Origin of the sequence: Ruania alba (assembly GCF_900105765.1) — a bacterium.
GTDB lineage: Bacteria > Actinomycetota > Actinomycetes > Actinomycetales > Beutenbergiaceae > Ruania > Ruania alba.
Genome location: NZ_FNTX01000001.1, coordinates 1,193,829 through 1,205,455, shown reverse-complemented (window position 1 = coordinate 1,205,455; position 11,627 = coordinate 1,193,829). Strand labels below are relative to the sequence as shown.

Below are 11,627 nucleotides of genomic sequence, written 5' to 3'. Positions count from 1 at the left end.
TTTCCGTGAGCCGGGAACGGGTCTAACCTTGACTCACCACGGCTACTCGGGAGGTTTTCGAATGAGTTCGCTCGCAGAAATGCCCACTGTCGCCGAGTGCTCGGTGGAGGGCTGCTCCTACAACGATCACTCGCACTGTCATGCCGCCGCCGTCACCATCGCCGGTACTCCGGGAGACGCGCATTGCGCCACGTTCATCCCACTGAGTTCCAAGGGTGGTCTGGACAAGGTGGTCTCCCACGTCGGCGCCTGCCAGCGTTCCGACTGTTCGCACAATTCTTCGCTCGAATGCACCGCTTCCTCAGTGCGTGTGGGCGCGGGAACCGATGAAGCAGATTGTCTGACCTACGACCCCAGGTGAACGGAGCCGACCCGGTCGCGGCCATCGAACGCTGGCTGGCAGCCGGCGGCGAGCTGCGGACCCGCCAGGTGCGCGGCGGGATCGCCGTGGACCTGGTCACCTGCGACCGCCTCGACGTCGTCGAAACGATCACGGTGCCCGCTGATGCCCACGACGCCACACTGGCCGCGCTGCTGACGGCCGCAGACAAACCCGACTGACCCGGCCTGGACCTCAGGCCGGTGGGAGTTCCGTCCGGCCCCGGCGGGCAAGCGGACCGCCACCGGCGGGGCCCTCGGTACCACCGGGGTCCTTGCCGTCGAAGCGCAGCAGCGCCGGTGTACGCAGCGCCACCACCGCCATGACCGCCACCAGCAGGCCCGCACTGACCATCGTCGTCGGGCCCACTCCGACCTGGTTCGCCACCGCACCGAGCACCAGCGAGGAGAGCGGCATCACCCCGATGGCGAGCTCCTGCAACCCGAGCGCCCGGCCGTGCACCCCGGGCTCGGTGGTGAGCAGCAGCAGGGTGGTCTGCAGCACGGCAAAAGCCGCACTGGTCAGCCCTACCCCGATCATCAGCAGGTACGACAGCGCCGGTAGGTGCGACCAGGCGAACGCCACCCAGAGCACACCCCACAGCCCGGTGCCGATCACGAACAGGCCACCCTTGCGTCGGAAGTCGCCGAGTCCGGCGATGGCCAGCGACCCGAGCAACCCACCGACCCCGGAGCAGGTGAGCAGAAACCCGAGCCCGGTCGCCGTCAGGCCCAGTTGATCCCCGGCGAAGACGGGAAGAAACGCCTGGTAGACCGGCCAGACGAGGATGTTCGCCGCGAGGGTGACACCCAGCACGGCGGCCGCGAGCCGGTTCCTGGCAATGATGCGCAGACCGCCGATCACCATCCGCACGGCGGAGACTGGCGCCCCCTCGCGTGTAGGAGCCGGGACGACCCCGCGCAACGGGAGGACAAGCAGCAGCGCCGCGGCGAACCAGCACGCCGCGATCCACAATGCGGCCGGAGCGCCGAGCAGGCCGATCATTACCCCGCCGAGCGCCGGCCCGACCACCTGGGTCATGTTCATCGCCATCGCGTTCAGGGCGTTGGCGCTACTCAGCCGGCTGCGCCCGACCAGCTCCAGCACCAGGGCCGCACGGGCCGGCTGCGACGGCGACTGCCCCAGCCCGATCGCCAGGCCGGCGAGCACCACCCACCAGTAGGTGAGGACGCCCGCCGAGGCGAGCACCGCCGTCAGCACCACCGCGCCCCACGTCCACGCGGAGGTGACCAGCAGGATGGTGACCCGGTCGTGCCGGTCGGCGAACGCTCCGGCGAACGGCCCGAGCAGCAGCGGCGCCAGCCGCACCGCCGTGAACAGCGCGACCAAGAACTCCGACCCGGTGAGCTCGAAGGCGAGCCAGGCCAGCACCAGCGTCTGGGTCCAGACGCCGCCGAAGAAGAACAGGTTCGACCACCACAGCAGGCGGAAGTGGCGGTTCTCGGACAGAACCGCCACGGACTGGCGCAGTCTGTTCACTGCTGCAGATCGCCCCCGGCCGCGACCACCCGTCCGCCGGCAAGCACGAGGTCACGTCGCGGTACCCGCACGAGCGCGTCGGGCACGTTCTGGGCGTCGACCAGCACGATGTCGGCGCGCGAGCCCAGTTCCAGGCTGTGCTGGTCACGACCCACGAAGGCGGCGGCCCGGGTGCCGGCCAGCTCCACGGCATAGCTCAGCTCCTCGTCGGTGCGCAGCCCGTGCAGGCGGGCGAAAGCGAGTGCGATGCGCAGCATGTCACCGTCACCGAACGGGGACCACAGGTCACGGATGCCGTCGGTCCCCAGCCCCAGCCCGATTCGGTCCCGCATCGCCCGCCACGGCAGCGGCGCCGAACGCACTGGGGCCACGGTGGTCCAGCTGATGCCCAGTTCGGCGAGCTCGTCGAGCAGGTCCGCTTGCCGCGCAGGGGCCAGCTCCCCGAGGGCGAAGCCGTGCGAGACGTTCACCCGGCCGTGCAGCCCGCTGCGGCGCACCCGATCGACGATCAGATCGCAGGTGAACCCGCCGAGCTCGCCACCGTCGTGCAGGTGGATGTCGATGCCGACGTCGCGTCGTTCGGCGATCTCGAAGAGGCCGTCGAGCTGTGCCACGGGGTCGCGGTCGATGGTGCACGGGTCGATCCCGCCGATGCTGGTGGCTCCGGCCGCGGCCGCGGCGTCGAGCAGCTCGAGCACGCCGGGCCGGCGGATCACGCCATCCTGCGGGAACGCGACGATCTCCACCTGCACGGCGCCGTCCAGCTCGGCCGCTGCCTCGCGCACCGACTCGATCCCGCGCAGCCCGACGCCGAGGTCGACGTCGACGTGGCTGCGGGTGGCGGTGGTGCCGTGGATCAGGAACTGCTCCAGGATGGCGCGGGCTCCGGGCACGCTCGGGATGGCGTACTTGTCCCGCTCGGCGCGCTCGTGCGCGATTCGCCCCTGCGTGCCGGGCTCACCCCCGTAGGAGACCCACGGCTGGTTCCACCAGCTCTTGTCGACGTGGGCGTGCGCATTGATGAAGCCGGGCAGGGCGAGCATGCCCTGCCCGTCCACGACGGCGGAGCTCGCCGGGGTCTGCGGCGTCTCGCCGGCAGGGCGGGTACCGGTGATCCGATCACTGGTGATCTCGATGTCGACCGGTTCCGCACCCCAGGGGCGCACATTGCTCAGGAGAAGATCAGCCATCCCGAAATGGTATACCAAACCTGACAACCCTCTCCGCCGAGCGCAACGTTGGCACGTGGGAATTTGCCGGTCCGCCGCACAAGGTTGCGTTCGCCGGGTGGGGCGGGGCGGGGGTGAGGCTGGGCCAGTGCGGCGGGTGCTCAGCGGACCCGGGCGACCCACTCACGGGAGCGCTGCAGGTGCTCCTCGGCGAGGGTTGCGGCGCGGGCGCTGTCGCCGTCGGCCACGGCAGCCAGGAGGGCGGCATGCTCGTCGGTCACCTGGGAGAGATCGTCGTGCTGGCCGAGCAGCCACCGCATCCGGCTGCGCAACGTATCCCCCAGCTCGCTGAGCAGGGAGTTGCCGGCCAGGTCGGTGGCCACCTCGTGGAAGTCCGCCGCCGCACGCCGCGCCGCCACACCGTCCCCGACGGCGGCCGCCTCGCTCTCCCGCTGCCACGCCTCCCGCAGCCGGTCCAGTCCCGCCTGGTCCCGCCGTACGGCCGCCAACCGGAAGGTGAGCACTTCGAGTGCTTCCCGCACCTCGGTCAGCTCGGCGACGTCGTCGGGGGTGAACTCGCGCACCACGGCCCACGAGCGGGGCCGGGGTGTGACCAGGCCTTCGGAGGTGAGCACCCGCAGTGCCTCACGCACCGGGACTCGACTCACCTGGAGCTCCTCGGCGAGTTCCCGCTCCACCAGGCGGCTTCCGGGCGGACGGACGCCGTCGATGATCTCGTCCCGGAGCCGTCGGGTGACCCGCACGGACTCGGACTCGAACACCTCGACCATTCCCGCAGTCTAAGCCGGGCTGGGTGACCTGCCGGTGCCCTGTTCGTCACCGGCCGGTCGCCCGCTGCTCGCCCTGCGTTCGCCTGCCCTCACTAGCGTGAACCGGTCCGTTGCTCCCCGACCGGAGGCTCAATTCCCCGTGGCCAGCAGATCGGGTCGGCTCCTCGCCGCCCTCACCGCATCCGCCCTCGCCGTCATCGGCGCCGTCAGCGCGGCCCCGCCCGCGAGCGCCGCAACCCGCGACTCGGTGTTCGTCACCGAGATCGTGGCGAACAACGCCGGCCACGACGAGTTCGAGTGGATCGAGGTGCACAACCCCGGCTCGGCAGGCGTCGACCTGAGCGCCTACCAGCTCTCCTACATCTATGGGGACACGGCCGACACCGGCTCCGATGTTCCGCTGAGCATCGACGGCGAGGCGCCGCTGGCGGCCGACGAGACGATCGTACTCTGGCTCAGTTACACCAATTCCGACGGCACCCTCGACTCCTTCGCCCGCACCGAGGCCGAGTTCCGCGCCCACACCGGCACCCCGGAGGCCACCCGGGTGGTTCGGCTCACCGGTCAGCCCGGGATGGCCAATGGCGGCGATCGGGGCATCCGGGTGACCGCGCCCGACGGCGACGAGACCCGGTCGTTCTACCCGGCCGACTCCATGGGCACCGACCTGAGCACCACCTTCCGCCTCCCGGCCGCGGCCGAGGAGCCGTCCTACCCGGTACTGGCCACGCAGGCCTCCCCCACACCCGGTGTGCTAGCGGCCGACACCCTGGTCCCGGCCGAACCGGAGCCCGAACCGGAGCCCGAGCCGGAGCCGCAGCCAGAACCGGACCCGGAGCTGACCACGGCGCCGCTGCAGGTGACCGAGCTGCTCCCGGACTCCACCAATGTGGGTACCGCCGACGGGTACGAGTTCATCGAGGTCTACAACGCCACGTCCGAGCCGGTGGACTTCTCCGACTACGCGATCACGTACCTGTACCCGCAGGACACCACCACGAACAATAACGAGGCGCACTGGCCCAGCGTCCCCCGCGACGTCACGATCGCTGCCGGCGGCACGCTGGTGCTCTGGGTGAAGAACGGGCAGAACGACGACCTCGGCGACGCCGAGTTCAACGCCCAGTTCGGCACGGACCTGACCCTGGGTGAGGACCTCGTGGAGGTCTTCCAGGGCGGGATGGCGAACGGGTCGCCCCGCGGTGTGACCATCCGCACCAACACCGGCTTCGGGATCAACCGCGCCTACTACAACATGACCGAGGCGGACGACACCTCGGCCGACCAGGGCATCCGGTACGCCGTCTCCGAGGACCTCGGCCTGCAGACGCTGCTGGACACGGCACCGGCGACCCCCGGTTCGGTGCAGGCCGACCAGGTGCCGGGCGGGCTGATGGTGGTGCCCGCGGACACCACCGCCCCCGAGGTGACCGACAACACTCCCGCCGAGATCGACCCGACGCAGGACTTCACCCTGGAGTTCGCGCTCACCGATGACGTGCAGGTGCGCACCGCCACCCTGACGCTGAGCAACGACGTGGACACCACCCCGCGGGAGTTCTCCCTCACGCACAGCGGCGAGGACACCTACACCCACACTGTCACGGCCGCGGACCTGACCGGGAAGGGCTCGTACTCCTACACCCTCACGTTCACCGACGGCACGAACGAGGTGACCACCGAGACGGTGCACGTGCCGGTGGCGGGCGCCGAGACCGATCCGGTCCGGCTGAACGTGACCGACGGGCAGCACGTGGCCGGCACCACCACGGTCTCGGCCGCCGGGGAGGCGTACCCGCCGGAGCTGGAACTGAGCATCGGGGATGCCCCGGTGGCCACCGAGTCCAGTCTCGAGGCCGCCCCGCTGTTCGTGTTCGAGGTGTCCCAGACGGACTTCTACTTCCGCAACGGGGTCCGTATCGGGGACGAGGTGCTGTACATCTTCGACGAGGGCACCTACTCGGAGACGGTCACCATGTCCACCCCAGTCCCGCTGGAGCACATCGCCCGGGGCGAGGACCTCACCGTGAGCGTGTGGGCGGGCACCAAGGCCGCGCCGGAGATCGACGAGAACGAGAACAACGACGACTTCGTCATCTCCGGGATGCGGCTGATCCTGCCCGACGGCCGCACCCTCACGCCGGCCGGCTACGACGACCCGAGCCAGACCATCGCGATGGGCGACAGCAGCGGCAAGCACGACTTCTATGACTCCGTGTTCGCCCTCCCCGAGGACGCCTTCACCGCCGTGGCTCATCAGTGGGACACCACCGCCGTTGCCGACGGGGAGCACCTGATCAGCGCGACCGACGGTGAGAACACCGCGTCTGCCACCATCCAGGTGGACAACACCGCGCCCGAGGTGACCCCGTCGGTGACCGACGGCGAGACGCTGCAGGGCGAGATCGTGCTGGACGCCGCGATCACCGATGTCGGTGCCGGAGTGGAGTCCACCACGGTCACTCTGGACGAGGAGCCCATCGAGCTGCCGCACACCACCTCCTCGGTGGATCTGGCCGCCGGTGAGCACGTGCTGGCGATCACCGCGACCGACAGCCTCGGCAACACCGCGGAGTCGGTCACCACCTTCTCGGTGCCGGAGGAGCAGCCCACCGGGACCGGCACCGCGCCGGCCGACGGTGCCGAGGTGCCCGCAGGGGACGTCGACCTGACCGCGACCGTGACCGATCCGACCGACGACCCGCTGGACGTACAACTGCGGCAGGGCTACCGCTACCCACTGGGCAGCGAGCAGATCGCCACCGTCCAGGGCACCACACCGGACGCGGGCGCACTGACCCGGGAGGGCACCACGCTGACCGCGCAGGACCTGGCCACCCAGGACGGGTTGGAGCCGATCACGTCGACCTCCGCGCTGCCGTACACGCAGTTCCAGGTGCAGGTGCCCGCCGAGGCCGGTGCCGATGCCCGCGTCCGCCTCGCCTGGGAGGGCTCCGCGAACGACGGCGCCCAGGTGATCCTGTACGCCCTGGCCGCCGACGGCGGAGCGTGGGTGGAGGTGGACCGTCACCTGACCACGGGCGAGGGTGAGGAGATCTCCCTGGGCGGGACGGTCGCCGTCGGCGATCACGTGGCCGATGGTGCGGTGACGGTGCTGGTGCAGCACTCCGAGGGTTTCGCGGGTGCGGACCTGAGCCCGCGGGAGGATGTGGACCCGTACCACCCGGATGACACCCCGCGCAGCGAGTACGACTTCACGATCGGCTGGGAGTCGGACACGCAGTACTACAACGAGGAGTTCTACGACCATCAGGTGGCGATCCACGATTACCTGCTGGAGCGCCGTGAGGAGCTCAACCTGCAGTACGTGATCCACACCGGTGACATCGTCGATGACTTCGACCAGCCCTACCAGTGGGAGAACGCCGACCCGGAGTACGCCCGCTTCGACGACGCGGCCCTCCCCTACGGGGTGCTGGCCGGTAACCACGACGTGGGCAACCAGCTCGCCGACTACAGCCAGTACTCGGCCTACTTCGGCGAGGACCGGTACGCCGGCAACCCCTGGTACGGCGGCAGCTTCGAGGACAATCGCGGCCACTACGACCTGATCAGTGCCGGCGGGATCGACTTCCTGATGCTGTACATGGGCTGGGACCCGGGCACCGACGCGATCGCGTGGATGAACGAGGTGCTCGCGCAGTACCCGGAGCGGGTCGCGATCGTGAACCTGCACGAGTTCATGCTCACCACCGGCGGGCTGGGCCCGATCCCGCAGCAGATCATGGACGAGGTGGTAGCCCCGAACCCGAACGTGCGGATGGTCTTCTCCGGCCACTACCACGACGCGTTCACCCGGGTGGATGGATTCGACGACGACGGTGACGGCGTCGAGGACCGGCTGGTGCACTCGATGCTGTTCGACTACCAGGGGCTGCCGGAGGGCGGGCTCGGGTACCTGCGGCTGCTGCACTTCGACAACGAGTCGGCGCAGATGAGCGTGCGCACCTTCTCGCCGTCCGAGGACCGGTACAACTCCGACGAGCCGAGCCTGCTCGGCCCCGCCGAGGACCCGTACCAGTTCCAGGACTTCTCGATCTCGTACTCCGATCTGGGGATCGAGCCACAGGAGCGGGAGCTGGTGACCTCGGCGTTCACGGCGGAGGTGCTGGGGACGACGGTGATCGAGGAGTTCGCCGATGTGCCGAGCGGATCCGAGGTGACCGGGACCTGGTCGGTGACTGAGCCCGGCGAGTACGGCTGGTACGTGCACACCAGCGATGAGCACGGCGCCGAGCACGACTCCGCGGTCTACCGGGTCACCGTGACCGACGGGCATCCCGGGAACGGCAACGGACCCGGCAACGGGAACGGGCCCGGCAACGGGAACGGGCCCGGCAACGGGAACGGGCCAGGTAACGGGAACGGGCCAGGTAACGGGAACGGCAACGGCCGTGGGCCGGGCAACGGCAATGGGCACGGCCCTCCCTGGTTCGTCGAGCGCCCCGTCTGACAGTCCGCCGTCACGCCCAATCGACGGTGATACGTAGAGCCAGGGCCCAGAGGCACGTGGGTCTACGTATCACCGTCGTCCAGGCCCGGTCGGCACGCGAAAAGGAGTGGACCGCCGTCGGGTGCTCTCGCCAGGATGGCGACCATGGACGACCGCACTGCTCCCCTGCCCGACCCTGCCTCCATCTGGGACGACCGGGCCGCCGCGGACTACGACACCCCTGGTGAGGGGATGTTCTCGGCCGAGGTGCTCGACCCCACCGTGGACCGGCTGGTGGAGCTCGCCGAAGGCGGGGAGGTACTGGAGCTGGCCGTCGGCACCGGCAGGGTCGCCATCCCGCTCGCCGACCGCGGCATCGCCGTCACCGGCATCGAGCTGTCCGAGGCGATGGTGGCCCGGCTCCGGGAGAAGGCCGGCCCGGACCAGCTCCCGGTGCTGCTCGGCGACATGACCACCACCCGGGCACCCGGTGAGTTCTCTCTGGTGTACCTGGTGTTCAACACGATCTCGAACCTGCTCACCCAGGCCGAGCAGGTGGAGTGCTTCCGCAACGCCGCCCGGCACCTGCGCCCCGGCGGGCGGTTCCTCATCGAGCTGGGGCTGCCTGAGCTACGCAGCCTGACCCCGGGCAAGCGGGCCACGGTCGGTCACGTGGAGGACGGGTACGTGCTCTTCGACACCTACGACGTGCTCCGCCAGCACGTGGTCTCCCATCACGTGCGGTTCGCCGCGGACCCGGCCGACGGGCACGAGGCGGCGCTGTTCCGCTCCGCGCACCGCTACATCTGGCCGGCCGAACTGGATCTGATGGCCCAGTTGGCCGGATTGGAGCTGGAGTCTCGGCACGCGGACTTCGCCGGCACCGCGTTCACCGGGGAGTCCCCCTCGCACGTGAGCGTGTACCGGCTGCCCAGCACGCCGTGACGCCTACAGGTCGTAGTCGACGACGACCGGGGCGTGGTCGCTGAGCCGCACCCCGCGGCGCTCCCGGTCGACCTCCGCGCACACCGCCCGCCGTGCCAGCCCGGGCGAGGCGAGGTGGTAGTCGATCCGCCAGCCCGCGTCCTTCGCATAGGCCTGCCCGAGCCAGCTCCACCAGGTGTACGGACCGTCAGCGTCTGGATGTAGCCGGCGCACCACGTCCACCAGCCTCCGGGGAGAAAGCTGGCGGCTGATCCAGTCCCGTTCCTCCGGCAGGAAGCCCTCGGCCTGCTGGGAGCGGCGCCAGGCAGCGACGTCCTGCCGGGTGTGGGCGATGTTCAGATCACCGGTGAGCAGGAACTCACGCCCGTTCGCCCGGGCCGTTCGCCGGGCCCGGTCGAGCTGGCGGGCGAAGGCGTCCAGGAAGTGCATCTTGCGCCGGTACTTCGCCCCGCCGTCCGGCGCCTCCCGCATCCGGCCCGGCCGCTGCAGATGCTCCGGCAACCCACCCTTGGGAAGGTAGAGGGTAGCGACGGTCAGCGGCACATCGGCGAGGTCGGCCTCGATATAGCGCCCCTCGGTGGCATAGCGGGAAATGCCCCGCGCGAGCGTGCCCGGGTCGTCACTGGGCACCCAGGTGGCCGGTTCACCGGGCGATCGCACGACGACGTCCGCACCCCACGTGCGCACCGCCGCCACCGGCCGCCGGGTCAGGATGGCGACCCCGTTGCGGCCGCTGATGCTGCCGGGATCGTAGACCGCGTGGTAGCCGCCGAACGCGTCCTCTGGCAGGTCGGCCACGGTGCACCGGACCTCCTGCAGGGTGAGCACGTCACAGTCCCGGGATGCCATCCAGTCGGCGAAGCCCCGCCGATGGGTCGCGCGGATACCGTTCACGTTGACCGAAGCGATGCGCACCGCCTCAGCGTACGCACGCCTCCAGAATGCGTCAGTCGAGCGCGGCACCCCAGTCGCGGGGCACCGCGGCGCCGGCCGGGTATTCCTCCATCGGCACGGTCCCGCCGGCCCAGGCGGCGAGCACCTCGTCGCAGATGCGCCAGCACTCCTCGGCGGCGTCCCCACGGACGGTGAGCATCGGGTCACCGTCCAGGATCCCGGTGAGCACCTCGCCGTAGGCCTCCAGCTCGGCCTCGCGCAGCGTGGTGGCGAAGACGCTCTGCTCCAGGGCGAGCGGGTCGGAGGTGCCGTTGGTGGTGATCCGCAGCTCCATCACGTCCGGGCTCAGCCCGATCACCAGCTGGTCCTGGGGATCCGGCCCGGTGAGACCGTCCGGTAGGTGCCGCACGTCGGCGAAGGTGATCACCACGTGCTTGCGGGTCACCCCGAGCGCCTTGCCGGAGCGCAACGTGATCGGCACGCCCGCCCAGCGCGGGTTCGCCACCTCCACCGTCACCTGGGCGAGGGTCTCCGTTTCCCGCCCAGGGTCCACGCCGTCCTCGTCGACGTACGCCGGCACCTGCCGGTCCCCGATCTGCCCGGCCGTGTACCGGGCGCGCCGGCTCGCCGTCTCGGGTCCGCCACCCCACAGCCGGGTGGCGCGCAGCACGGTTGCGGTGGCATCGCGCAGGTCCCGGTCGGTGATCCGCGCCGGTGGCTCCATCGCCACGAGCGCCAGCACCTGCAGCAGGTGGGACTGGATCATGTCCCGCAGCGCACCCGCGTGATCGTAGTAGCCGGCCCGGCCCTCCAGCGCGAGGGACTCGTCGTAGGCGATCTCGATGCTCTCGATGTGCTCGGCGCTCCACACGGCCTGGAACAGGCGGTTCGCGAAACGCAGCGCGATCAAGTCGAGCACGGTGGACTTGCCGAGGAAGTGGTCCACCCGGTGCACCTGCGCCTCCGGCACGAGCGTGGCGACCCGCTCGTTCAGCTCCCGTGCGCTGGCCTCGTCCCGCCCGAACGGCTTCTCCATCGCCAGGTGCGTCCGGTCCGGCAGATCCACCTCCTGCAAGGCTGCGCAGGCCCGCTCGGTGACCGCCGGCGGCAGGGCGAAGTACAGCACGAGGTGACCTCCGCCGTCGGCAGCCCCCTGGTGCGCGCGACGGCCACTGCCGCGCCGCCCCACAGCGCACCCGGCTGCGGTCCCCACCACCTCACGCAACCCGGAGGGATCGGTGACGTCCGCGCACACGTACGCTGCGCCGTCGGCGATCCGACGGGCCACCGCCTCGGGGGCACCCCCGGCGGTGAGCGTACGCATCAGGAGCTGACCGAACTCACCATCGGTCATCGGCGCGCGGTCCGAGCCGACGATGCGCAACGCCCGGTCCGGTTCCCGCTCAAGCAGTGACCCGATCCCAGGCAGCAGGAGCCGCTCGGTGAGGTCGCCCGAGGCGCCGAGGATCACCAGGGTGCAGGTGGGGGTCATGCAG

At 70.4% G+C, this 11,627-nt stretch carries 9 protein-coding genes; 4 read left to right on the top strand and 5 right to left on the bottom strand.

Annotation, left to right across the window (positions count from 1 at the left end; translation table 11 throughout):
* Positions 1-61: 61 nt before the first annotated feature.
* Together BLU77_RS05645 and BLU77_RS05640 are read left to right on the top strand one after the other, a co-directional pair.
* Positions 62-361, top strand: coding sequence for a DUF1540 domain-containing protein (locus BLU77_RS05645; RefSeq protein ID WP_089772065.1), 300 nt, complete (start codon positions 62-64; stop codon positions 359-361).
* On the top strand, positions 358-561 hold the full coding sequence (locus tag BLU77_RS05640; protein WP_089772064.1) for a hypothetical protein: 204 nt from the start codon (positions 358-360) through the stop codon (positions 559-561). Before BLU77_RS05645 ends, BLU77_RS05640 begins: the two co-directional genes overlap by 4 nt.
* 13 nt (positions 562-574) lie before the next feature.
* On the opposite strand, the gene BLU77_RS05635 is transcribed toward BLU77_RS05640, so the two are convergent.
* From BLU77_RS05635 to BLU77_RS05625, 3 genes are all read right to left on the bottom strand, one after another.
* Positions 575-1,858, bottom strand: coding sequence for an MFS transporter (locus BLU77_RS05635; protein ID WP_245708683.1), 1,284 nt, complete (start codon positions 1,856-1,858; stop codon positions 575-577).
* Positions 1,859-1,875: 17 nt separating this feature from the next.
* Positions 1,876-3,069 (bottom strand): amidohydrolase, encoded by a 1,194-nt coding sequence (locus BLU77_RS05630; RefSeq protein ID WP_089772062.1) that lies wholly within the window; start codon positions 3,067-3,069, stop codon positions 1,876-1,878.
* A gap of 140 nt (positions 3,070-3,209) precedes the next feature.
* Positions 3,210-3,839 carry a GntR family transcriptional regulator gene (locus tag BLU77_RS05625; protein WP_089772061.1) on the bottom strand — a complete coding sequence of 210 codons (630 nt, stop codon included), beginning with the start codon at positions 3,837-3,839 and terminating at the stop codon, positions 3,210-3,212.
* A gap of 139 nt (positions 3,840-3,978) precedes the next feature.
* On the opposite strand from BLU77_RS05625, the gene BLU77_RS05620 reads away from it, so the two are divergent.
* Both BLU77_RS05620 and BLU77_RS05615 read left to right on the top strand, forming a co-directional pair.
* On the top strand, positions 3,979-8,313 hold the full coding sequence (locus tag BLU77_RS05620) for a lamin tail domain-containing protein (protein WP_139177621.1): 4,335 nt from the start codon (positions 3,979-3,981) through the stop codon (positions 8,311-8,313).
* Positions 8,314-8,457: 144 nt separating this feature from the next.
* Complete coding sequence (locus BLU77_RS05615; RefSeq protein ID WP_089773006.1) at positions 8,458-9,237, top strand: class I SAM-dependent DNA methyltransferase; 780 nt, start codon at positions 8,458-8,460, stop codon at positions 9,235-9,237.
* A gap of 3 nt (positions 9,238-9,240) precedes the next feature.
* On the opposite strand, the gene BLU77_RS05610 is transcribed toward BLU77_RS05615, so the two are convergent.
* Together BLU77_RS05610 and BLU77_RS05605 are read right to left on the bottom strand one after the other, a co-directional pair.
* Positions 9,241-10,152, bottom strand: coding sequence for an exodeoxyribonuclease III (locus BLU77_RS05610; RefSeq protein WP_089773005.1), 912 nt, complete (start codon positions 10,150-10,152; stop codon positions 9,241-9,243).
* Positions 10,153-10,183: 31 nt separating this feature from the next.
* On the bottom strand, positions 10,184-11,623 hold the full coding sequence (locus BLU77_RS05605) for a glucose-6-phosphate dehydrogenase (protein ID WP_089772059.1): 1,440 nt from the start codon (positions 11,621-11,623) through the stop codon (positions 10,184-10,186).
* Positions 11,624-11,627: the final 4 nt, after the last annotated feature.

Coding starts and splice junctions, on each gene's coding strand:
- BLU77_RS05605 (WP_089772059.1), bottom strand. CDS start 11,623: ATGACCCCCACCTGCACCCTGGTGATCCTCGGCGCCTCGGGCGACCTC.
- BLU77_RS05625 (WP_089772061.1), bottom strand. CDS start 3,839: ATGGTCGAGGTGTTCGAGTCCGAGTCCGTGCGGGTCACCCGACGGCTC.
- BLU77_RS05630 (WP_089772062.1), bottom strand. CDS start 3,069: ATGGCTGATCTTCTCCTGAGCAATGTGCGCCCCTGGGGTGCGGAACCG.
- BLU77_RS05615 (WP_089773006.1), top strand. CDS start 8,458: ATGGACGACCGCACTGCTCCCCTGCCCGACCCTGCCTCCATCTGGGAC.
- BLU77_RS05645 (WP_089772065.1), top strand. CDS start 62: ATGAGTTCGCTCGCAGAAATGCCCACTGTCGCCGAGTGCTCGGTGGAG.